Here is a 22,244-nt window from a genome sequence, read left to right as displayed (position 1 = left end):
GCCCGGAAATGCACGGCGCGCGCGGCTTCGTCGGGGGCCAGAGTCCTCGTCCGGCATCCTGCAAGTTCCTACCCTGGTCTTGTCGTTCTTGCGGACCACTAGACGGGAGCCCGCCGGGTTCGGCAATAGGGGCCTTCGGAACACGGGTACGGGAGCGCGGCCATGGAACTGGTGATCGGGACGAAGAAGTGGTCCACGTGGTCGCTGCGGCCATGGCTGGTCGCCAGGCGCGCCGGGGCGCCGTTCACCGAGACGCTGATCGCCCTGCGGCAGGCGGACAACCAGACCGAAGCCGAGATCAGGCCGCACTCCCCCAGCGGCCTGGTGCCGGCCCTGAAGGTCGACGGCCTGGTCATCGTCGACAGCCTGGCGATCTGCGAGTTCCTGGCCGAGCGCTTCCCGGGCAAGGGGCTGTGGCCGGCCGATCCGGCCGCTCGGGCGCTCGCCCGCTCGGCCGCCTGCGAGATGCACGCCGGCTTCTCGTCCCTGCGCGGGGAGTGCCCCATGGACCTCAGCGCCGAGCCCCGCGACGTGGAGCTCTCCGAGGCCACCCACAAGGACATCCGCCGGATCGTCGCCCTGTGGAGCGACCTGCTGGGCCGGTTCGGCGGCCCGTTCCTGGGCGGACCCGAGTGGGGCATCGTAGACGCCTTCTACACTCCCGTGGCGACCCGCTTCCGCACCTATGGCGTGCGGTTGTCGGACTTCGGAGACGACGGCCGCTGCGGGGAGTACGCCGCCCGCCTCCTCGCCCAGCCGGAGTTCCTGGACTGGGAGCGGGATTCCCGCGCGTGAGGCGGGTTGCGGCGCTGCTGCGGGCGGTGAACGTCGGCGGCACGGGCAAGCTGTCCATGGCGGACCTGCGCCGACTGCTGGACGCGCTGGGCTACGCCGAGCCCCAGACCCTGCTCGCGAGCGGCAACGCGGTGTTCGGCACGGATCGACCGGCGGCCGAGGTTGAGGCCGAGCTGAAGGCGGCGCTCGCGGACCGGCTCGGCGTCTCCACCGACGTCTTCGTGCGCGAGCACGCCGAATTCGCGGAGGTGATGGCCGGCAATCCGTTCGCGGACTTCGCCCGCGACCAGCCCAGCCGTCTGATGGCGGTGTTCCTGGACGGCGAGCCGCCGCAGGACCTCTCGGCCCTGGAGCGGCTGGCGGTGTTCGGGGAGCGCATCGCGCGCGGCCCGCGCTGCCTCTATATCGCCTATCCGGACGGCGCGGGGCGCTCGAAGCTGGCCAACGCCCGCGGCACGGCGGCGGGGCGCGGCACGGCCCGCAACTGGAACACCGTGGGCAAGCTGAGGGACCTCACCGCCTGACAGGCGGAGCCTTGGGGCCGGTTCGGGCGTTGACGCCGGCGAGCCAACTCCAGGGAGAGACCGTTCCATGAGGATGATGTTCGCCGCCGCGGCGCTCGCCGCGCTTTCGCTCGCCGCCTGCAACCGCCCGACCGGCACCGCGCCGCAGGATTCGTCGGTGGCCGCGGCCATGCCCGACACCGAGGCCGCCAAGAGCGACAACATGGCCCTGAGCGCCCCCGACGCCGGCGCCACCGGCCGCGTGCCGGCCGACGGCTCGGCCCCCACCGTCTCGCCGACGCCCAACGTGGGCACCGCCGGCGCCTCGCCAGGGGTGGTCGGCGCGCCGTCCACCGAGAACCCGCAGCTCAAGCAGCAGTAGGGCCGCGGAACCTGGCGGTCCCGGGGCGGGTTGGCCTCGGGACCAGACCAGGAGGACGCGATGAATCAGCAACGGGGCCAAGACCAGACGGACCGGCCGAGCGGCGACGCGGTGGAGGGCAGCCTCACCGACGGCGGCTCCTTGCCCGGATCGGGCGGAGAGAACCGCAGCTTCGGCGCCGAGCGTGACGAGACGGGATACGGTCAGGAGACGGGGCCGCTGGCGAGCGGCGACACCGGCGGGGCCTCGGGCTCCTCCGGCTCCACCGGCGCGTCCTCGGCGGGCGAAGGCGGCGGCGGCGACGCGCACCTGGGCTCGGCGGGGACCGGCGGCACGGCCGCCGGCGACCAGCAGACGGCGGCCGACAACAACCAGGGCATGAGCTCGGGCGGCGAGCCCTCCACTGGCCCGTCCCAGGCCGGCTACGGCAACGGCGGCGGCCGATAGGCGCCGCCAGCGACGGCCCGGTCGGGCCGCCGACCTAACGCCATCAAGGATCGGTCGCCCCTGGCCAGCCCTCGCTGGCCGGGGGTTTCTTCGTGCGGCGCCAAAAGAAAACGGCCGCCCCTCGCGGGGCGGCCGTCGATCCCTGAACGGGAGGAGGCCTAGTTGGCGGCGCCCATCTGCTGAGCGAGCTGCTTGGCCTGGTCGAGGTGGGCCTGGATCTTCGGCGTCACCTTGGCGGCGTGGGCCTTCAGGTCGGCGTTGTCGCCATTGTCGGCGTAGCCGCGGTGCAGGGTCAGCGCCTCTTCGTGCGCCGCGACCTGCTGGGTCAGGTAGACCTTGTCGAACTGGTCGGCCGGGGCGGCGTTGAGATTGTCGATCATGCCCTGGCGGCGCTGGTCGAGGTTGGCCGGCGGGGTCTGGCCGGCGGCGGTGACCATCGGCTTCATCTCGTTCATGGCCGCGGTGTGGTCCGTCTGGATCATCTTGGCCAGCGACTTGACGTCCGCCGACTTGCCCTTCTGCTGGGCGATCTTGGCGGCTTCGATCTCGTACATGTCGCCCATGCCGGCGTTCATGACGTAGCCCTGGAGGGTGTTCGCGCCGGCGGTGGCGGCGGAGACCTGGCCGACGGCGGCGCCGACGGTGTCCTGCGCGGCGTTCACCGCCGGGGTCTGGCCGCCCGCGGCGGCCGCGGCGTTCTCGGCGCCTTCGTTGCTCTTCTGGCAGGCGGCCAGCGACAGGGCGGCGACCGCAGCGGCGGCCATGTAGATTCCACGTTTCATTGGTCGGCGTCTCCCGTTTGACGTTGGTGCTGAAACCCGAGCGGCGGAGCTTGGTTCCGGCCGGCGTGGAAACAGGCTCCCGCGTGTGGGGCCGCGGGAGCCTTGCACGTCCAAAGCCGTGGGGCGCGCCGTCGCGGCCCAGGCGAGACAACCGCCAGCCGGCCCTGCGGTTCCCGCGACCGACCGGCTGTTCAAGGAATATCCTTTGATATCAACAGGAACGCCCCGACAGCCGACGGCTTCTGGCAAGTAGATGAACAGTTCGGGGGTTTTCTTGAGCACGTCCGGCGCTGACACCCGGCCCGCAGGCGCCATGCGGGTGCTTGAACGCGCGGTCTATCGCGGGCCGCATCTCTTCGGCGACATCCCCATGATCCGCTTCCAGCTCGACCTCGGCGCGCTGGAGGCGTTCCCGTCGAACATGATCGAGGGCTTCGCCGACGGGCTGCTGGCGCGGCTGCCCACGCTCCAGAACCATGCCTGCAGCCTGGGGCACGCGGGCGGCTTCGTGCAGCGGCTGCGGGAGGGCACCTGGCTCGGCCACGTCGCCGAGCACGTGGCCATCGAGCTGCAGTCGCTGGCCGGCATCCCCGTCACCAAGGGCAAGACCCGATCGGTGAAGAACCGGCCGGGCGTCTACAACGTGCTCTACGAGTACCTCGAGGAGGAGCCGGGGCTGCTGGCCGGCCGCCTGGCGCTGGAGCTGGTGGACTCGCTGTTGCCGGATGAGCTGGCCGGGGTGCGCGGGCTCGACGCGCTGCACGGCGATCGCGGCCCGTCGCCCGTCGATGTGGCGCGCGCGGTGGAGCAGTTGAAGCGCCTGGAGCGCCGGACGGGCCTTGGGCCCACCACCGGCTCGATCGTGGCGGAGGCCCGCCGCCGGGGCATCCCGGTCATGCGGCTGGACGAGAAGAGCCTGGTGCAGCTCGGCTGGGGCCGGAAGCAGCAGCGCCTGCGCGCCAGCATCACCGGCAGGACCAGCTTCATCGGCGTCGACACCGCGTCCGACAAGGACCTGACCAAGACCCTGCTGGCGCGCAGCGGCGTGCCCGTGCCGCGTGGGGTGGTGGTGCGCACCGCCGACGAGGCGGTGCGCGAGGCGCGGCGGTTGGGCGGGCCCGTGGTGGTCAAGCCGCTCGACGGCAACCACGGCCGGGGCGTCACCACCAACCTCACCGAGGAGGCCGAGATCCGCCGCGCCTTCGAGGTCGCCGTCGAGCACAGCCGGCGGATCGTGGTGGAACAGTTCTTCCGCGGCAACGACCACCGCCTGCTGGTGGTGGGCGGCGAGCTGGTGGCGGTGGCCGAGCGCGTGCCGGCCCACGTCATCGGGGATGGCGAGCACACGATCCGCGAGCTGGTGGCCGAGGTGAACAAGGATCCGCGCCGGGGGGAAGGCCACGAGCAGTTCCTCACCCGCATCAAGCTGGACGAGCAGGTGGACGCCCTGCTGGCCTCCCGTGGCCTGACGGTCGACAGCACGCCGAAGGCGGGCGAGGCGGTCCACCTGCGCTACACCGCGAACCTCTCCACCGGCGGCACCGCGGTGGACCGCACCGACGAGATTCATCCGGACAACGCCTGCATCGCCGTGCGCGCGGCCATGACGCTCGGCCTCGACATCTGCGGGATCGACTTCATCTGCGAGGACATCTCGAAGTCCGTCCGTCAGACCGGCGGCGGCATTGTCGAGGTCAACGCCGCGCCGGGCTTCCGCATGCACCTGCAGCCGACCGTCGGCCGTCCGCGGCCCGTGGCCCCGGCCGTGGTGCGGATGCTGTTCCCGCCCGGCGAGACCGGCCGCATCCCAACCTTCGCGGTCACCGGCACCAACGGGAAGTCCACCACCTCGCGGATGCTGGCGCACATCCTGCGCCAGTCGGGGCTGACGGTCGGGCTCACCAACACCTCGGGCGTCTATGTGAATTCCGAGCAGGTGCTGAAGGCCGACGCCTCCGGGCCGAAGAGCGCACGCATGGTGCTGCACGACCCGATGGTCGACGCCGCCGTGTTCGAAGTCGCGCGGGGCGGGCTGCTGCGCGAGGGGCTGGCCTTCGACCGATGCGACGTGGGCTGCGTGACCAACGTCCAGCCGGACCACCTGGGCCTGAAGGGCGTCGACACCCTGCAGGACCTCGCCTGGGTGAAGTCGGTGGTGGTGGAGAACGTGGCCGACCACGGCGTCTCCATCCTCAACGCGGACGACGTGCTGACCGCCCGGATGCGCCGCCGCGCCGGCGGCCAGGTGGGCTTCTTCTCGCTGCGCGGCGGGCGCGAGATGCCGCCGTTCCTGCGGCGTCACATCGAGGACGGCGGCCTGGCGGTGGTGCGCGAAGCCGATGGCGCTGGCGGCGAGCTGGTCGTCCACCAGGACGGCCGCCGTCGGCTGCTGATGCGCGCGGCGGAGATCCCGGCGACGCTCGGCGGGCTCGCCGAGTTCAACGTCGCCAACGCGCTGTGCGCCGCGGCCATGGCGCTGGGCCACGGGATGAAGATGGACACGGTCCGCCTGGCGCTCGCCACCTTCGGCACCGCCTTCGAGCAGAACCCCGGTCGGCTGAACATCTTCGACGGCCACGGCTTCCGGGTGATCGTCGACTACGCTCACAACCCGGCCAGCCTGATCGCGCTCCGCGACCTCCTGGTGAAGCTGCGGCCGAACTACGGGCGGCAGATCGGCATGGTCACCGTGCCGGGCGACCGGCGGGACGAGGACATTCGCGAGATGGGCGAGGTGGCGGCCATGACCTTCGACGAGCTGGTGTTCCGGGAGGACCCAAGCCGGCGTGGGCGCGCCGAGGGCGAGATCATCCAGTTGCTGGTCGAGGGCGCGCGACGCGCCGGGGCGTCGGACGCACGCATCCATCGCGTTCCCGACGAGTTCAAGGCGGCGGAGCACTGCATGTCCATGGCCCGGCCAGGCGACCTCGTGGTGCTCACCCCCACCGAGGTCGAGGACATGTGGACCCACGTGCTGAACTTCCGTCCGCCGCGGCGCGCGGCCGCTTCCTTCGAGACAGGCGACCATGGCCAGGCGCAGGACGAGGATCGCGCGTCGTGGCGCTACTACCCGGGCGAACGCAGCTTCGCGGGGCCGCATGCCTGAGAATGGTGTGCTGATCGCCATCGGCGGTCACGAGGACAAGGAGGGCGACCGCCTCATCCTCAAGTACGTGGCCGAGCGCCTGCAGGGCGGAGTGCTGGTGCTGGCCACGGTCGCCAGCCACCAGCCCGAAGGCTACTTCGAGATGTACGAGGAGGCCTTCCGCGACCGAGGCATCGAGCTGCGCGAGCTCTACGTCAACGAGCGGCGCGAGACGGGCGACCCGGAGAAGCTCGCGCTGTTCGACGGCGCCGCGGGCGTGTTCTTCACGGGCGGGGACCAGCTTCGCATCTCTAGCCAGATCGGCGACACGCCCATCGAGGCCCGCGTCCGGGAGATCCTGGATCGCGGGGGCGTGGTCGCCGGGACGTCCGCAGGCGCCTCGATGATGAGCGAGACCATGCTGGTTCGCGGACCCAGCGCCGAATCCTACCGGATCGGCGACCTGCACATGGCGCCGGGCATGGGGCTGGTGCGCGACATGATCATCGACCAGCATTTCGCCGAGCGCGGTCGCATCGGCCGGCTGCTCGGCGCGGTGGCGCACAATCCGCGGGTGCTGGGGGTGGGCATCGACGAGGACACCGCGGCCGTCATCGAGAAGGGCCGGCTGACGGTGCTGGGCCGGGCGGCCGTCTACATCGTCGACGGCGCCGAGGTGGGTCACTCCAACGTGGCGGAGGCCGAGGCCGACTATGCGCTGTCGATGCACGACGTGCGCCTGCACGTGCTGACCGAGGGTGACGAGTTCGACCTGAAGAGCCGCCGGCCCAAGGGCGGCATGCCGCACGAGGACTGGGGCTGGCGGCCGCCGAAGAGCTAGAAAAGCAGCCGGACCAGGGCGAACAGCGAGGCGGAGACCGCAGCGAGCTCGAGGACCCGGCTCCAGCGGATCTCGTAGCGGACGGCTGGCCGGGGGGAGTCGCGGAACGGGGTGTCGGTCATGGCGTCACTCGAAGGAAGTCCTCGCCGCCCGGCCACGCGCACTTGGGGGAGTGGGGGAGGCCGCGGGGCTGGGGCTAGGTGCCCGCGGCCGCGAGGCCGGGCGACGAGGATCGCTGCAAACTAACTAGTTGCGTATTTACTGTAGTCGAATCTCAGCGGCGCGCAACCCCCGAATGCTGCCGTCGTGAAGGGCCGCTCAGGCTCACGACCGTTTGACAATCCATGGCCCCTCGACGGGCTGCGCAGCGGAAAGCTTCGCGTTAATCTTTCCGCCTGACGCCATGGAGGTGACGCCATGAGTGAGTACTGGCTGAAGGCCCTCGCGGCGGCGGAAGCCGCGGAGGAAGAGGCCCGCCAGCTTCGCCGGCGCTACGGCCCCGACGCCGAGCGGCGGCTAGACGAACTGACCCGCGACGCCGCGGCCCGGCAGGGCCGGCGCGAGAGCATCGACGACGTGCGCAAGGCGCTCCGCTGGACCTGACGCCTACTGCGTCTGCAGGGCCTCGCCGGTGATGGCGTAGCCGCCCTGCAGCCAGTCCACGATCTCGCGCGCCGCCGGATGGTCGGTGGCCGCGTAGCGCTCAACAAGCCGCGCCTTCCGCTCGTCCGACAGGCGGTCGAGGCCGGTGTCCTGCAGCGTGGGCAGGTCGGCGGTCACCTGGCGCGCGAGGGTCTCGCCCAGCACCTCGGCGGCGGCCCGCCGGAACGCGGCCAGGTACTGATAGCCGTCTCCGCGGGCGTAGCTCTCCGCCAGGGTCAGCAGGGGAATGCGCGACAGCACCGGCTGCGAGGCCGGGTTCACCGCGTGCGCCGAGAGGTGGTCCGCCAGCGACCCCGGCCGGCCGGTGAACGCCCGCAGGTGCAGGTGCTGGCTCATCCGCGGCCCGTCGTTGACCGGGTAGTTGTCCCACAGGAACGGCCGCCGGCGGAGTTGCTGACCCACCCGTTCGAGGTGGCCGGGCGTGTATTCGAGGCTGCAGACCTCCTCGCCGGTCCACATGACGTGGACCACGGGCTCGAGCGCGATGCCGAGCTCCTCGAGGTAGGTGGCGGGCCGCTGGCCGAACACCCGGTCGAGCACCGGATCGTCGCTGTAGTAGCTGGGGCACATGATCAGCCGCGACGCCTTGGTCCGCGGGCCGATCCAGTGGACGATCTCGGCCTGTCGGGCGGCCAGGTCGGGCAGGTCGCCGCGCATATCGTCGAACAGGATGGCGAGGTCGTCGATCCCGGCGTCGTCCAACTGGGCGAGCTTGGCGGTCAGCGCCACCTTGGCGGCGGTGTCGAACCCGAAGTGCAGCTCGAAGGGGGTGAGCCCGACGCCGAACCGCACGTCGGCCTCGCGGCACGCGGCGCCGAAGGCCTTGAGCGCCGCCAGCTCGGCGTCGGGGTAGGGTTCCCGCCAGCGGCGGCGCAGCCAGGGGTCCGCCTTGGGCGCGTAGAGCCAGAAGCCGTAGCCGCGTGGCCCCAGGAAGCTGACGTTCGCCGTCCGCTCGGCCCAGGTCCAGGGACGGCCGAAGAAGCCTTCGATGACACCGATTTCCACCGACATGCCCCGGAGGCTAGCGGCGTTCGCCAGTTTGTGGGAAGCGGGGCCGCATGAGCCGGATCATCGCCCTGGGCGAATGCATGGTGGAACTCTCCCTGGGCGAGGGCGGCGCGGGCCGCATCGCCTACGCCGGGGACACCTTCAACACCGCCGTCTACCTCTCGCGGCTGGGCCACGACGTGGCCTATGCGACTGCGGTGGGGGCGGACGATCCGTTCAGCCGGGCGATCCTGGCCCTGATGGCGGAGGAGTCGATCGCTGACGACCTGGCGCTCCGCATCGACGGCCGGCTGCCCGGCCTCTACGCCATCGAGCGCGATGCGTCCGGCGAGCGGCGGTTCTTCTACTGGCGCAACGAGGCGGCGGTCCGCGACTACTTCGACCGTGTGGACGTGGACGGCCTTCGGGCGGCCTTTCTCGGGGCCGACATGGTGTTCCTGTCGGGCATCAGCCTGGCGGTGGCCGGGGAGCGCGGCCGCGCCGTTCTCAGCGAACTGCTGGCGGACGCCCGGGCGGCCGGAGTGGCGGTGGGCTTCGACCCGAACTACCGGCCCAGGCTCTGGACCGATGCGGCCCAGGCGAAGGCGGCGGCCGAGGCGGTGATCCCGTCGTGCACCCACGTCTCGGTGAGCGGCCCCGACGCCGAGGCTCTGTGCGGCGTCTCCGCGGAGGCGGTGGCGCAGGCCTGGTCTGCTCACGGGGCCGAGGTGATCCGCCGCGAGGAAGACCGCACGGTGGCGATCCACGCCGATGGGGCGGCGGACATCCTGCCGCCGGGGCCCGGCGCCGCGAAGGTGGTGGACACCACAGGGGCGGGCGACAGCTTCAACGGCGGCTACCTCGCCGCCCGGCTGGCCGGCGCTTCGGCCCGCGAGGCTGTCGAGGCCGGCCGCCGCCTTGCCGGCGTGGTCGTCGGCCATCCAGGCGCGATCATCCCGAAGACCGCGATGCCTTGATCCCCCGGTCGCTGCCCCAAGGGGGCGACCCGCCGAAAGGTTAGGCGCCGCCGGTGCGGACCCAGCCGTCCACGACGCCGTCCAGCACGCTCATGGGGACCGCGCCGGTTTGGATCAGCAGGTCATTGAAGCGACGGACATCGAAGCGCGGGCCGAGCGCGGCGCGGGCCTTGTCGCGCATGCGGTTGATCTCGGTGTGGCCGATCTTGTAGCCGCACGCCTGGCCCGGGGTGGCGCAGTAGCGGTCGATCTCGCTGGTCATCGCCGCCTCGGTGCGGCCGGTGTTCTCGACCGCCCACCGGACGGCTTGCTCGCGGCCCCAGCGCTTGGCGTGCAGCCCGGTGTCGACCACCAGGCGGACGGCGCGGAACCGCTGCGCCTGCAGGTAGCCGAGCTGCCCCGCCCAGTCGGCGTCGTAGGCGCCGGTCTCGTCGGCGAGCTGCTCGGCGTAGAGCGCATAGCCCTCGACGTAGGCGTTGATCCCCGACAGCAGGATGCGGATCAGCGGCAGCTTGCCGGTCTCCGTGAGATAGGCCCCCTGCCAGGCGTGGCCCGGCACCGCCTCGTGATAGGTGAGGGTAGGCAGGGTGAACTTGGGCCAGTTCGAGGTGCTCTTCAGGTTGATGTAGTAGATCGACGGCCGCGAGCCATCGAGCGAGCCGAAGTTCATGTAGCCCTGACCGGCGCCGTCCTGGATCTCCGGCGGCACCCGCTTCACCTGCACAGGCGCCTTCATCTGCAGAGTGAACGCCTTGGCGAGCCTCGGCCGCGCGCCCGCGATGATCCCGTTCAGGTAGTCCAGCAGCTCGGCGCGGCCGGCGTCGGTATCGGGGAACAGGTGTTTCGGATCCCGGCCGAGCGCCGTCACCCGCTCGCCCACCGTGCCCTTCGTCAGCCCGTGGGCCTTCAGCAGGGCGTCCATGCGCGCCTCGATGGCGCGGTTCTGCTCCAGGCCGATCTGGTGCACCTGCTCGGCGGTGAGGGCCGTGGAGGTCCCCTCGCGGAGGCACCAGCGGTAGTAGGCCTCGCCCTCGGGCAGCCGCCAGACCCCGGCCTCGTGACCGGCCTTCGGCGTCAGGGCGGTGAGCGCCGCATGCTGGCGGGCGAGCGCCGGGTAGATCTCGGCCTCGACCATCCGCGTGGCGCGGGCCTCGAGGTCTCCCGAGAGTCCCTTCTCGCGCGCCCGGCGGGCGAGCGAGGCCACCAGCCGCGAGCGGGCCGGCGGCACGCCCAGCAGGCCCTGCTGCTGGGCGAGGATGTTGGCGAGGATGAAGTCCGGCGGGACCACGCCCAGGCCGGCGTCCTTCTCGATCCGGGCCGTCTCGTCGCCCACCACCTTGGCCATCTCGTGCAGGCGCGAGAGGTAGTCGTCGGCGTCGTCCTCGGTCTCCACCGCGTGCTGGCTGTCGAGGAACTCGGGCGTGACGGCGTAGGCGCCGTCCTGCTGGCTGACCACGTAGGGGGTGGAGCTCTCGCTCATCGCCGAGGCCAGCGTGTTGTCGCCGTACGCGAACGGTTCGGCGTCGGCGCCGAGCTGCAGGGCGTAGGCGGTGACCTGCTTGTGGATCCGCGCCTGCGGCGAGAGGCTCGGGTCCGGGACGGCGGCCAGCGCCCGCAGGCCATCGCGGCAGAAGGCGCGGTCGTCGATCACCGAGGCCCAGGCGGCGTCGGCGAGCTGCCCCTTCAGCCCGGCGCGGGCGTCGCGGTCGAGGCCCAGGCTGGTGGCCTGCTCGGGATTGCGGATCAGCATGCGCTCGGCGAGGTCGTCGAGCAGCCGGCCGAGCGCCTGGTCGGGCGTCTCGGGCGGCAGGGGATCGGCCGGCGTCACCTGGGCGGCGGCGCGTCCGGCCAGTGCGGTCAGGCCGGCGGCCCCGGCGGAGAGGAGGAGATCGCGGCGGTCGAGGCGCATGGCGTGTCCCGGCAGGTGGCGTTCAAGCGGGACCGTAGGGCGGCCGCGGCTGTCCGGCTAGTTGTAGGCGACCGTGACGGTGAAGCTGTTGGAGTAGGCTCCGAGCACCGTGCTGGACGACAGCGTCACCTGGCCGCCGATGTTGAAGGTGACCGTCCCGCCGCCGCTGATCTGGCCGCCGCCCATGCTGGAGGTGAGGTAGACAGTCAGGGTTTCCGAGCCGCCCGAGCGCGTCAGGTTCACGCTGTTGGGGTAGGTGACGTAGATGTTGGCGTTCGGCTGGCCTTCCACCGTGAAGCCGGCGCGGCTGGTGGTGTTGCCATTCAACTGAGAGAGGTTCGAGGCGTTCACCGCACCGGTGTTGGCGTCGATGCTGATCGAGCCCGAGCCGCTGGACGGCCGGAACACCGAGCCGAACGACAGGTCGGAGGTCTTCGTCACGTTCAGCACCGGCTGCATCACCGTGATGCTGCCCGTGGCCGACTGGCTCGTCTGAGCGCAGGCCTGGCCAGCGGCGGCCAAGGCCGCGGCGGCGATCGCGATCCCGAGCAGATGACGGCGGATGGTCACTGGCTTCCCTGTTCCGAACAGCGTCCCCCGTCGCCGTGGGACGCGCCTACTCCACACCTGCGCCGTGAGCAACTTCCGGGCCAGGCTTTGCAACCCACCCGCGCGAGCCTTGTGCGATGCACAACTTTCGGCCCTCAAAATTGGTGAACAAGGATACGCGAGCTTGGCCGTGGGGCAAGCGCCCCGATTCCGCGATCACATCAGGCCGAGCGCCCGGAAGCTGGCCACGCCGTGGCGGCCGACGACCAGGTGATCGTGCACGCTCACCCGCAGCGGCCGCGCCGCGTCGATCACCTGACGTGTCATGTCCACGTCGGCCGACGAGGGCGTCGGGTCGCCCGAGGGATGGTTGTGCACCAGGATGAGCGCGCTGGCGGAGAGCTCGAGCGCCCGGCGCACCACCTCGCGGGGATAGACCGGCGCGTGGTCGACCGTGCCGCGGTTCATCACCTCGTCGGCGATGAGCTGGTTCTTCTTGTCCAGGAACAGGACACGGAATTGCTCGCGCGTCTCGTGGGCGAGGGCGGTCTTCACATAAGCCAGCAGGGCCGACCAGGAGGAGATCACCGGCCGCCGGCCAATCTGGTCGCGCCCGGCCCTGAGCGCCGCCTCGTGCAGCAGCTTGAGGTCGAGGGCCACGCCGTCGCCCACGCCCTTCACGGTCTTGAGTTCCTCGGCCGTGGCTCCCAGCACCGCCGCCAGGGAGCCGAAGCGGGCGAGCAACTGCTTGGCCAACGGTTTTACGTCCCGCTTGGGGATCGAGCGGAAGAGGAAGAGCTCCAGCACCTCGTAGTCGGGCAGGGCGGCGAGCCCGCCGGCCAGCGCCCGCTCGCGCAGCCGCTCGCGATGTCCGTGGTAGTGCGGCTTCGGCGCGGGCGCCGGCGCCGCCGTCCAGAGTTCGGCGAGCGGGCTTGCATCTTCGACGGCGGTCCGGCGGTCCATAATCAAACAATGTTCCGCAAATGTTCCGGCGTGGCAAGGGGGTCCCTCCCACGACGGGGAGGGACTGGGCTCAGCCCGCGGTCACCTTGATCGCATTGTCATCGGAGTTGCGGTCGATCTGCTTGTTGTAGGGATCGACGCCGGCGAACTTCGGCTCCCGGTCCACCGTCAGTGTCAGGGTCTGAGACCCCGTGCGGAACGGATGGGTGCGGAAGTAGGCCACCGACTTGGACGTGAAGCCCGCCTTGCCGGGCTCGTCGGTGAAGACGCCCACGTCGAACACCTCGCCGGACATCGGCGCGGGCGTCTCCTTGCCCTGGCCGTCGGCGTACATCTTCCTGGCCTCGACGGTCAGGGTGACGTCGTAGCGGCCGTCGGCGCGCTTCTTCACCGCCGCCGTCTTGGTCTTCAGGTCGTAGACCGTGATCTTCTCGAAGAGGTCGGTGATCAGTTGCTGGGCGACGGGGTCGGCCCCGGCCTGGGCGCGCAGCAGGTCCACCAGGTCCTGGGATCGGGGGTAGGGCGCGCCCTCGAAGGCGTACTGCTGGACGAGCTGGCGCAGCGCCGCGTTGACCTTGGCCTCGCCGATGCGGTCGGCGAGCAGGTACATCACGATGCCGCCCTTCTGGTAGTGGATGTAGTCCTGGTTCTCGACCCGGATCAGCGGCAGCTCCTCCACGGCCTCGCCGCCGCGCCGGCGCAGGTAGCCGTCCAGCTCCCGCTTCAGGAACCGGCGGATGCCGTCGGGACCGTGGATCTCCTCCATGACCTTGAGCGCCGAGTAACTGGCCAGGGTTTCGGTCAGCATGGTGCCGCCCTGCATCTCGGCGCTGATCACCTGGTGGGCCCACCACTGGTGGCCGAGCTCGTGGGCGGTGGCGTAGGTGACGAAGTCCACCTTCTCCGGATCGCGGTTGTCCGAGATGAAGCCGATCGCCTCGGAGTAGGGCATGGTGTTGGCGAAGGCCTGGGCGAAGGTGGCGTAGCCGGGGAACTCCAGGATCCGCGCCTGGCGGAACTGGTAGGGCCCGAAGTTCGGCTGGTAGTAGTCCAGCCCCACCTGCAGCGCGCGGATCATCCGATCGACGTTCCAGGGGTGCTGCGGGTCGTAGTAGATCGCCAGCTCCACGCCCTTGTGGTCGACGGTCTTCACCGCGTAGCGCGCCGACTGCACCGAGAAGAAGTTCAGCACCGGCGCGTCGGTTACGTAGCGCACCGTCCGACGGCCGTTGCGGGTCACGTCGCTGGTCCGGTAGCCGGGCGCCACCGGCGTCTGATCGGCCACGGTGGTCACCGTGATGTCGGCGTTCACCCAGTCGGCGTTGGCCAGGTAGTTGCGCGCCTGGGCCGAGCGGTCCTCGAGCTTCGGCGGCCGGAGCTCGGCCGGCAGGCCGTACTTGCGGCGCTTGGCCCGGTCCTGCAGCACGCGGCCGCGGTCCATGCCGATCACCGGCGCGAACTCGAAGTTGTCGACGAAGGTCCCGTTATCCACCAGCCGGGTGGTGTTGCCGCTGTTCTTGAAGCCCCGCTGCTGCATCAGGGTCTCGAAGGTGAGCAGGGCGGTCTCGCCCGGCTGCAGCGGCCGCTCGAAGGTGAAGATGCGGTAGTTGAAGTCGTCGAAGGTCCTGAGCTTCGCGGGGACCGACAGGCTGGCCTTGGTCAGGCGCGTGTCGCGGTCCAGCCGCAGGTGCAGCTCGCGCAGCGGGACCTGCCCGTCATTGACCAGCCGATAGCTGCCGCGCGTCACCAGCCGGGGCTCGTGCGGATAGAGGTCGAGGTCCAGCTTCACGTCGGTGATCGAGGGCTGGGGGACCTTCTCGTACTTCAGGAACTGCTTCTCGTAGGCGGCGAGCCACTTCTCGCCGTCGATGCGGGTCCGGTACGGATTCCAGACGTTGGTGTTCAGGTAGATGAAGCCGCCGAGGCCGACGAAGGCCACGGCCGAGACGGCGGCCAGCGCGCCCGCCGGGCCCTTCAGCCGCCGGGGCAGCCGCTTCAGGCGCGGCAGGAGCCGGGTTTCCGTCCCCCGTCGCCAGAGGCCGTAGGAGAGGACGAGCAGGATCAGAGCGAAGGCCGTCCAGTAGGCCCGGAACCAGGCCGCGAACGCGGCGAAGTCACCCTGGCCGTTCAGGTCCGACAACGGCTGCTGGGGCGTGCCGCCGTAGTTGTAGAGGTTATGCTCCAGCCCGATGTTGGCGAGGGTGATCTGGGCGATCACGTAGAGCAGCATCAGGCCCCAGCCGATGAACTTGTGGGGCGCGATGGCTTGCAGGAACACCGCCAGCACGGCCAGCAGGATCCAGTCCACGGCGTTCGGAACCACGTACCACAGCAGGTACTTGCCGAGCTGGATGTCGGTGAAGCCCTTGGAGAGCTGGACCGCGACGCCGGCCAGCACGCTGACCAGCAGGGTCGCCAGCAGCACCAGCGCGAGCGCCAGGGTCTTGGGCGCGACGAAGGCCCAGTCCGGCACGGCCGTGGCGTCGACGATCTCGTGCGTCTTGCGCTCGCGCTCGCGCCACACGAGCTCGCCGGCGTAGTAGATGGCGATGATCATCACCATGAAGGTGAAGGCGCCGTTCAGCGTCTCGATCACCCAGCTCGTCACCGGATAGATGTCGGCCCCGCCGCGCTCGGCGCCCAGTACCAGGCCGCCCACGGCGTTGAACAGGCCGAGCAGCAGCAGCACCACGAAGGCCGGGCTCTTGAACACCTGGCCCATCTCGAAGCGCGTGCGCTTGACGAGCTGCGCCCAGGCGGCGGCCGCGCCGAAGCTGGGGGCGGGCAGGGGGCCGGTGCGCGGCGTCGGCGGTTCGGCTTCGGCCTGGGCCCGCAGCTTCTCCAGCCGCCGCGCCGTCTTGCCCTTGGTCTCGAACCGGAAGAGCCCATAGGCGAGCGCCAGGAACGCGCATGCGACGCCCAGCCAGATCAGCCGGTTGGTCAGCAGCGCCCCGGCGATCGGCGGCAGCATGGTGTTGGATTCGGCGGCCGTGTAGTAGCGCACCGCGTTGCCGAAGGCCGCGAGGCCGAACGGCTCCACCAGCGCGGCGATCTCCCGCCGCTCGGGGTCCCGGAGCGCCGCCATCATGACGATGTAAAGCACCAGGAAGGCGGCGACGCCGACGTAGGTGGCCATCATCGAGCGGGTGGCCGTGGCCAGCGAGAAGAAGATCGCCGAGACCAGGAACAGCGCCGGCAGGGCGAAGGCGACGTAGGCGTAGGCGTAGTCGGCCAGGCGGTTGGGCCCGAGCGTCTCCGGGTCCACCCAGAACATCAGCGAGCCCACGAACATGCCGGCGGGGACGAACAGGAAGGCGAGCGCCACGGCCAGGAAGGCGCCGGTGAAGCGCCCGAAAAGGTAGTCGAACTTCCGGACCCGCGTGGATCGGATGATCGGGCCGTAGCCGGTCTCGTCGTCGCGGACGATCACATTGGCCACGAAGGCGGTCGAGGCGAACATGAAGAAGATCGCCATGTTCAGGACCACGGCGACGATGGCGACCGGCGCGTTCTTGTGGATGTTGCCGCCTGAGCCGATCTGGATCTGGTCGATGGTCATCGAGCCGAAGACCAGCAGGAAGAAGATCAGGCCGGCGATCCAGAAGATCGGCTGCCGGGTCTGGTAGCGCAGCTCGAAGGCCGCGATCTTGCCGAACATGGAGGGCGCTCCGGGATCAGGCGGCGCGCCGCGAGGCGGCAAGCGTGGAGAAGTAGACATCCTCGAGACCGCCCGCGACCGGGGCGTAGCCGGCGTCCGGCGGGCTGTCGGCGAGCACGTGGACCACGGTGCGGCCGGCCGACAGCCGGGTGGAGATCACCTGGTGCTGCGCGGCGACCGCCTCCAGCTCGTGGCGGTCGATGGTCTTGGTCCAGATGCGGCCGGCGAGGTCGGCCATGAGCTGGCTCGGCGCGCCTTCCTTCAGGATCCTGCCGCCGGCCAGGATCGCCATCCTGGGGCAGAGGTCGGCCACGTCCTCGACGATGTGCGTCGAGAGGATCACCACCACGTTCTCGCCGATCTCGGCCAGCAGGTTCAGGAAGCGGTTGCGCTCCTCGGGGTCGAGGCCGGCGGTGGGCTCGTCGACGATGATCAGTTGCGGCTGGCCGATCAGCGCCTGGGCGATGCCGAACCGCTGGCGCATGCCTCCGGAGTACCCGGCCACCGCCTTCTCGCGCACGTCCCACAGGTTCACCTGATGCAGCAGGGCCTCGACGGTCTCCTTGCGCTCGCGGGCGTGGGCGATCCCCTTCAGCACCGCCATGTGGTCGAGCATGTCGTAGGCGTTCACCCGCGGATAGACGCCGAAGTCCTGCGGCAGGTAGCCGAGGGTGCGGCGCAGCTTCTCGGGCTCGGCGATCACGTCGATGTCCCCGAAGCGGATCTCGCCGGACGACGGCGTCTGCAGCGTCGCGATCGAGCGCATCAGGGTCGACTTGCCGGCCCCGTTGGGCCCCAGCAGGCCGAACATGCCGCGCGGGACCTCCAGGTCCACGCCGTCCAGCGCCCGCGTGCCGTTGCCGTAGACGTGCGTCAGGTTCTTGATGGAAAGCATCGGTTTCACCACCCCTCGTTGCGGGGAGGCTGCACCGTGGCCGCGCGGCGGCGCAAGTTAGGGATGCGTAACGTTTGCCAGCAGGGGTGTTACGTCGGCTCCCGCTCGAGCGGGGACGTCAGGCGCCCTGGACCGGCGGCTTGAAGATGCCCGCCGGCGAGCCGGTGAAGATCTCCACGCCCGTCTCCGTCACGCCCACCGAGTGCTCGCACTGAGCCGACAGCGACTTGTCGCGGGTCACCGCCGTCCAGCCGTCGGAGAGCAGCTTCACCGAGTGTTTGCCAAGGTTCACCATCGGCTCGATGGTGAAGAACATGCCCGGCCGCAGCAGCTCGCCGGTGCCCTTCTGGCCGAAGTGCAGGATGTTCGGCGCGTCGTGGAAAACCTTGCCCAGGCCGTGGCCGCAGAAGTCGCGGACGACCGAGCAGCGCATGCTCTCCACGTACTGCTGGATGGCGTGGCCGATGTCGCCGGTGCGCGCGCCGGGCTTCACGGCCGCCAGGCCCCGCTCCAGCGCCTCGTAGGTGACGTCGATCAGGCGGCGGGCGCGCGGCGCCACCTCGCCCACGCCGTACATCCGGCTGGTGTCGCCGTGCCAGCCGTCCACGATGACGGTGACGTCGATGTTGGCGATGTCGCCGTCGCGCAGCACCCGCTCGCCCGGGATGCCGTGGCAGACGATGTGGTTCGGGCTGATGCAGGTGGTCTTGGTGTAGCCGCGGTAGCCCAGGCAGGCCGGGATGGCGCCGTGGTCGAGGATGAACTCGCGCGCCAGGTCGTCCAGCTTCTCGGTGACCACGCCCGGCACGACGTGCGGCGTCAGCATGTCTAAGCACTCGGCGGCGAGCCGGCCGGCGCGGCGCATGCCCTCGAAGTCGTCGGGCGAATGGATCTTGATCTGGCCGGTGCGGTATTCGCCGTCGAGGGTGTCGGTCATGGGGAAGCTCGGTTGCGGCAACCCGCGGGGGCGGCCCAGGACGCCTATGTGACAACCCCGAGCCGGAAGTTCAACGTGCCAGACCCGCGGCTTGTGGCCCGCCGTGCGCCGTGCCAGCGTCGCGCACGCCGTTTCGAGGGGGCTCGTCCATGCGTCTCGTTCCGTTCCTGCTGGCCGCCGCTCTGGCGGCGCCTTCCGCCTGGGCCCAGGGAACGCCGAAGCCGCCCGTCGCCGCCCAGCGGCCGCACGCCGTGCAGGCGCCCGCCGGGACGCGGAACGACGAGTACTACTGGCTGCGCGACGACACCCGGAAGAACCCGGAGATGCTGGCCTACCTGGCCGCCGAGAACGCCTACGCCGACGCGGTCCTCGCGCCGCAGCGGCCGGTGAAGGAGATGCTGAACGCGGAGTTCGTCGGCCGCATCAAGCAGGACGACGCCTCCGTGCCGTTCCGGCTGCGGGGCCACTGGTATTACACCCGTTTCGAGACCGGGAAGGACTACGCCGTGGTCGCCCGGCGGGCCGGCTCGATGCAGGCGCCCGAGCAGGTGCTGATCGACCAGAACGCCCGCGCCGAGGGCCAGGGCTACTACACCGTCGGCCAGTGGGCGGTGAGCGACGACAACGCCCGGCTCGCATGGTCCGAGGACACGGTCGGCCGCTACCAGTTCGCCCTGCGGATCAAGGACATCGCCAGCGGCCGGATGCTGCCGGACACCGTCTCGAACATCGAGCCGGACGTGGTCTGGTCGCGCGATGGACGCAGCGTGCTCTACATCGAGAAGGATCCGGTGACCCTGCTGTCGAAGCGGGTGAAGCTGCACGTCCTGGGAACGCCGGCCAGCGCCGACCGCCTGCTCTACGAGGAGCCGGACGACTCCTTCTACCTGAGCCTCGCCCGGACCCGCTCCGACGCCTTCATCTGCATCCTGGCGACCAGCACCACCCAGACCGAGCAGCGCTGCACCAGCGCCGAGGATCCGGGGGCCTTTCAGGTGGTGGCCCCGCGCAGCCGCGACCACCTCTACCGCGCCGATCACCTGGGCAGTCGGTGGGTGATCCGCACGAACTGGGACGCGCCGAACTACCGGCTGATGACGCTGCCGGCCGGCGCCCCGCTCGGCGACCGCGGCCGCTGGCAGGCCTTCGTGCCCCACGACCGGGAGGTCTTCATCGAGGAGTTCCAGCTCTTCGACGGCTTCACCGCCATCGAGGAGCGGGCGGGCGGGGTGAAGCGGCTGCGGATGCTGAAGGCCGACGGCTCGAGCGCGCTCGTGGCCTCGGACGAACCGGCCTACACCATGGGTTTCGGAACCAACGCCGAGCCGCAGGCGACGGCGCTCCGCTACACCTACACCTCGCTGACCACCCCGCTCACCACCTACGACGTGGAGGTGGGGACCGGGGCCCGCACGCTGCTGAAGCGGCACCCGGTGCCGGGCTACGATCCGGCGCAGTACGTGACCGAGCGGGTCTGGGCCCCGGCCCGGGACGGCACGCGAATCCCAGTCTCGCTGGTCTATCGCAAGGGGTTCAAGCGCGACGGCACGGCGGCCCTCTACCAGGTCGGCTACGGCAGCTACGGCTCGTCGTGGGACGCGGAGTTCCAGATGCCGGCGGTCAGCCTGCTGGACCGCGGCGTCGTCTTTGCGGTGGCCCACATCCGCGGCGGCCAGGACATGGGGCGCGCCTGGTATGACCAGGGCCGGCTGCTCGCCAAGAAGAACAGCTTCACCGACTTCATCGACGTCACCCGCCACCTGGTGGCCGAGAAGTACGCCGCGCCTAGCCGGATGGCCGCGGAAGGCGCGAGCGCCGGCGGGCTGCTGATGGGCGCCGTCGCCAACATGGCGCCCCAGGACTACCGAGTGATCGTCGCCCGCGTGCCGTTCGTGGACGTGGTCACGACCATGCTCGACGAGAGCATTCCGCTGACCACCAACGAGTTCGACGAGTGGGGCAATCCGAAGGACCCGGCCTACTACGCCTACATGCTGAGCTACTCGCCCTACGACAACGTGGCGGCGAAGGCCTATCCGTCGCTCTACGTCTACACAGGCCTCTGGGACAGCCAGGTGCAGTACTTCGAGCCGGCCAAGTGGGTGGCGCGGCTGCGGGCCCGCAAAACCGACGCCAATCCGTTGGTCTTTCGCGTCGGCATGGAGGCCGGGCACGGCGGCAAGTCGGGGCGCTTCCGCCGCTACGCCGAGATCGCCGAGTTCTACGCCTTCGCGCTGGCGCGGCTGGGTGTCGAGCCCGCCGTCACGCCGCGGTCTGCTTCGGCAGCGGACGAGTGAACAGCGGCTCCTCGTCGGCCACCGACGAGGAGAGGCCGCCGCAGTCCGGGGCCTCCTCCAGCGGCTCCGACCCGCCGACGCCCATGCTGATCGCCCGCCAGCCGCCGGCGTCGCCCGCCGGCTTCGGGAACGGCATGTTGCGAAGGGTGGAGGCGGCCAGCGCGTCGACGCGGGCGTCGCCCGAGGGGCGCACCACCACCACCTCGGCCAGCCGGGTGGGATCGGCGCCCCAGCGCACGCAGACGCCCACGGTGCCCTGCAGGTCCTCGGCCTCGGCGGCGTCGGGGGCGGGGGCCTGGGCGGCCGCGGCCGCGCCGGCCGCGGGGGACAGGATCAGGGTGGAAAGGGCGAGCGCCCGGAGAACACGCTGCATCTGAGAACCTCCGCGCGGGCAAACACCGCCGAGGCGAACAGCGATCCGTCAGCGGCCGATCACGCTCTCGTGCGGGGATCTCCGGCCCAGGGCATCCGCCGGCCGATCGCGACGCCGGTCTCAGCGATGTCGCAGCCATAGACCAGCACCTCGACGCCGGCCTGCGCGACCTCGGCCAGGGCCGCGGCGAACTTCGGGTCGCAGTCGGCGGCGGGGCTGAAGCGCTCGCAGTCCGTGCGCTGGACGACGAACAGGATCACGGCCCGGTCCCCCTCGGTCACCACGTTCGCGAGCTCGCGCAGGTGCTTGGTCGAGCGGGCGGCCACGCAGTCGGGGAACTCCGCGAGGCCCGGCTGGCGCCGCAGGTGGACGTTCTTCACCTCGACCCAGGCGCGCGGCCGCTCGGGGTGCTCCAGCAGGAAGTCCACCCGCGAGTTCTCGCCGTAGCGAACCTCGCGCCGGTGGGCGGCGTAGCCGGTGAGCTCCGGGATCGCATCGTCCGCCAGCGCCTCCGCCACCAGCCGGTTGGGATGCAGGGTGTGAGAACCGACACCCCAACCGCCTGACCTAGTAGAGTGGGGGGCTTCGTCCGCTTTGGGCATCGCAGCCAACGTGCGCAAACGACCCGTCGCAGACCTACGCGCCGCGCACGCGCCTGACGGCAGTGCGCCGCTGGCTGCGATGCGCCTTTAGAGGTTCGCCATCCGCACTGCATCGCGGAAGCTGAGGGTGTGAACGACGATCCCGCCTTCGCTCTCGGCGTCGATCCGGTAGCCGAAGTCGATCTCACCGCATAGCGCGCCGTGGGCGATCAACTCGCGCGCGGCGGCCCGCACTGCCTCCACGAGTTTCGCAAACGTCGGAAAGGTCGAACCCTCGGGATCGAGCACCTCATCGGCGCCGTCGCGTAGGTGAAGGAAGTAGTGGGGCATCAGTGCTCCTGAAGCCGGAGCACGCCTCGCCGAGACGTGTTCGCCCGGCATATTATTCTATTCCACTACTAGCACATTTGGGCGGCTATCGGGCGGTCCGTTCGTCGCAGCGGAGTTGGCTGCCGCACGTCGCCTGAACGCAAGTTTCGCGGGCGAGGCGGCACGTCCCTTTCGACCGCGCAGAGATGAGCGGCCGAGTGGCGACGAGCCCGATCGGGAGGCTGGAGCCAGTCCAGGCGCTGAAGCCGCTCAGCCTGATGGACGACGAC

20 protein-coding genes and 1 pseudogene are annotated in these 22,244 nt (G+C 70.6%); 9 read left to right on the top strand and 12 right to left on the bottom strand.

The genetic code is table 11. The features are described 5' to 3' along the window. Nucleotides 1-162: 162 nt before the first annotated feature. The 4 genes from ACE3Q8_RS03985 to ACE3Q8_RS03970 all read left to right on the top strand — a co-directional run bounded on the left by ACE3Q8_RS03985 (nt 163) and on the right by ACE3Q8_RS03970 (nt 2,127). Nucleotides 163-795 carry a glutathione S-transferase family protein gene (locus ACE3Q8_RS03985; RefSeq protein WP_374468944.1) on the top strand — a complete coding sequence of 211 codons (633 nt, stop codon included), beginning with the start codon at nt 163-165 and terminating at the stop codon, nt 793-795. Then, nucleotides 792-1,319, top strand: a complete 528-nt coding sequence (locus ACE3Q8_RS03980) for a DUF1697 domain-containing protein (protein ID WP_374468943.1) — start codon at nt 792-794, stop codon at nt 1,317-1,319. The genes ACE3Q8_RS03985 and ACE3Q8_RS03980 overlap by 4 nt, the downstream gene beginning before the upstream one ends. Nucleotides 1,320-1,386: 67 nt before the next feature. Further along, on the top strand, nt 1,387-1,680 hold the full coding sequence (locus ACE3Q8_RS03975) for a hypothetical protein (RefSeq protein ID WP_374468942.1): 294 nt from the start codon (nt 1,387-1,389) through the stop codon (nt 1,678-1,680). A gap of 60 nt (nt 1,681-1,740) precedes the next feature. Next, nucleotides 1,741-2,127 (top strand): hypothetical protein, encoded by a 387-nt coding sequence (locus ACE3Q8_RS03970; RefSeq protein WP_374468941.1) that lies wholly within the window; start codon nt 1,741-1,743, stop codon nt 2,125-2,127. A 158-nt stretch (nt 2,128-2,285) separates the two neighbouring features. Here the strand turns inward: ACE3Q8_RS03970 and ACE3Q8_RS03965 are convergent, their stop codons facing one another. Then, nucleotides 2,286-2,909, bottom strand: coding sequence for a DUF4142 domain-containing protein (locus ACE3Q8_RS03965; RefSeq protein ID WP_374468940.1), 624 nt, complete (start codon nt 2,907-2,909; stop codon nt 2,286-2,288). Between the two features lie 274 nt (nt 2,910-3,183). On the opposite strand from ACE3Q8_RS03965, the gene cphA reads away from it, so the two are divergent. Together cphA and ACE3Q8_RS03955 are read left to right on the top strand one after the other, a co-directional pair. Further along, entirely contained in the window at nt 3,184-6,015 is a 2,832-nt protein-coding gene (gene cphA, locus ACE3Q8_RS03960; RefSeq protein WP_374468939.1) for a cyanophycin synthetase, read from the top strand. Next, nucleotides 6,008-6,835: a cyanophycinase gene (locus ACE3Q8_RS03955; RefSeq protein ID WP_374468938.1), complete on the top strand. Its 828-nt coding sequence runs from the start codon at nt 6,008-6,010 to the stop codon at nt 6,833-6,835. The genes cphA and ACE3Q8_RS03955 overlap by 8 nt, the downstream gene beginning before the upstream one ends. On the opposite strand, the gene ACE3Q8_RS03950 is transcribed toward ACE3Q8_RS03955, so the two are convergent. Further along, nucleotides 6,832-6,957 carry a hypothetical protein gene (locus ACE3Q8_RS03950; protein ID WP_374468937.1) on the bottom strand — a complete coding sequence of 42 codons (126 nt, stop codon included), beginning with the start codon at nt 6,955-6,957 and terminating at the stop codon, nt 6,832-6,834. The two genes, ACE3Q8_RS03955 and ACE3Q8_RS03950, sit on opposite strands and share 4 nt — an antisense overlap. 295 nt (nt 6,958-7,252) lie before the next feature. Here ACE3Q8_RS03950 and ACE3Q8_RS03945 point away from each other — a divergent pair, with 295 nt between their 5' ends. Next, nucleotides 7,253-7,438: a hypothetical protein gene (locus tag ACE3Q8_RS03945; protein WP_374468936.1), complete on the top strand. Its 186-nt coding sequence runs from the start codon at nt 7,253-7,255 to the stop codon at nt 7,436-7,438. 3 nt (nt 7,439-7,441) lie between these two features. Here ACE3Q8_RS03945 and ACE3Q8_RS03940 read toward each other — a convergent pair whose 3' ends face one another. Beyond that, complete coding sequence (locus tag ACE3Q8_RS03940; RefSeq protein WP_374468935.1) at nt 7,442-8,503, bottom strand: beta-N-acetylglucosaminidase domain-containing protein; 1,062 nt, start codon at nt 8,501-8,503, stop codon at nt 7,442-7,444. A 53-nt stretch (nt 8,504-8,556) separates the two neighbouring features. Here ACE3Q8_RS03940 and ACE3Q8_RS03935 point away from each other — a divergent pair, with 53 nt between their 5' ends. After that, complete coding sequence (locus ACE3Q8_RS03935) at nt 8,557-9,462, top strand: sugar kinase (protein WP_374468934.1); 906 nt, start codon at nt 8,557-8,559, stop codon at nt 9,460-9,462. Between the two features lie 40 nt (nt 9,463-9,502). Here the strand turns inward: ACE3Q8_RS03935 and ACE3Q8_RS03930 are convergent, their stop codons facing one another. The 6 genes from ACE3Q8_RS03930 to map all read right to left on the bottom strand — a co-directional run bounded on the left by ACE3Q8_RS03930 (nt 9,503) and on the right by map (nt 18,373). After that, nucleotides 9,503-11,371 carry a DUF885 family protein gene (locus ACE3Q8_RS03930; protein ID WP_374468933.1) on the bottom strand — a complete coding sequence of 623 codons (1,869 nt, stop codon included), beginning with the start codon at nt 11,369-11,371 and terminating at the stop codon, nt 9,503-9,505. Between the two features lie 57 nt (nt 11,372-11,428). After that, complete coding sequence (locus tag ACE3Q8_RS03925; RefSeq protein WP_374468932.1) at nt 11,429-11,941, bottom strand: DUF4402 domain-containing protein; 513 nt, start codon at nt 11,939-11,941, stop codon at nt 11,429-11,431. A gap of 195 nt (nt 11,942-12,136) precedes the next feature. Next, entirely contained in the window at nt 12,137-12,883 is a 747-nt protein-coding gene (gene radC / locus ACE3Q8_RS03920; RefSeq protein ID WP_374468931.1) for a DNA repair protein RadC, read from the bottom strand. A 70-nt stretch (nt 12,884-12,953) separates the two neighbouring features. Further along, on the bottom strand, nt 12,954-16,541 hold the full coding sequence (locus tag ACE3Q8_RS03915; protein ID WP_374468930.1) for a M1 family aminopeptidase: 3,588 nt from the start codon (nt 16,539-16,541) through the stop codon (nt 12,954-12,956). 16 nt (nt 16,542-16,557) lie between these two features. After that, nucleotides 16,558-17,436 (bottom strand): ABC transporter ATP-binding protein, encoded by an 879-nt coding sequence (locus ACE3Q8_RS03910; protein ID WP_374469102.1) that lies wholly within the window; start codon nt 17,434-17,436, stop codon nt 16,558-16,560. Between the two features lie 118 nt (nt 17,437-17,554). Then, nucleotides 17,555-18,373 (bottom strand): type I methionyl aminopeptidase, encoded by an 819-nt coding sequence (map, locus tag ACE3Q8_RS03905; RefSeq protein ID WP_374468929.1) that lies wholly within the window; start codon nt 18,371-18,373, stop codon nt 17,555-17,557. A gap of 149 nt (nt 18,374-18,522) precedes the next feature. On the opposite strand from map, the gene ACE3Q8_RS03900 reads away from it, so the two are divergent. After that, nucleotides 18,523-20,670, top strand: coding sequence for a S9 family peptidase (locus tag ACE3Q8_RS03900; RefSeq protein ID WP_374468928.1), 2,148 nt, complete (start codon nt 18,523-18,525; stop codon nt 20,668-20,670). On the opposite strand, the gene ACE3Q8_RS03895 is transcribed toward ACE3Q8_RS03900, so the two are convergent. The 3 genes and pseudogenes from ACE3Q8_RS03895 to ACE3Q8_RS03885 form a co-directional block, all read right to left on the bottom strand. Continuing rightward, on the bottom strand, nt 20,636-21,043 hold the full coding sequence (locus ACE3Q8_RS03895) for a hypothetical protein (protein ID WP_374468927.1): 408 nt from the start codon (nt 21,041-21,043) through the stop codon (nt 20,636-20,638). The genes ACE3Q8_RS03900 and ACE3Q8_RS03895 overlap by 35 nt on opposite strands. Before the next feature lie 59 nt (nt 21,044-21,102). Continuing rightward, a pseudogene (sfsA, locus tag ACE3Q8_RS03890) lies at nt 21,103-21,594 on the bottom strand (DNA/RNA nuclease SfsA); the annotation flags it as partial. Between the two features lie 138 nt (nt 21,595-21,732). Further along, on the bottom strand, nt 21,733-21,975 hold the full coding sequence (locus ACE3Q8_RS03885; RefSeq protein ID WP_374468926.1) for a hypothetical protein: 243 nt from the start codon (nt 21,973-21,975) through the stop codon (nt 21,733-21,735). Nucleotides 21,976-22,244 lie beyond the last annotated feature (269 nt).

The sequence above is a fragment of the Phenylobacterium sp. genome (genome assembly GCF_041913825.1).
Lineage (GTDB): Bacteria > Pseudomonadota > Alphaproteobacteria > Caulobacterales > Caulobacteraceae > Phenylobacterium.
This window is presented reverse-complemented; position numbering and strand designations above follow the sequence as displayed.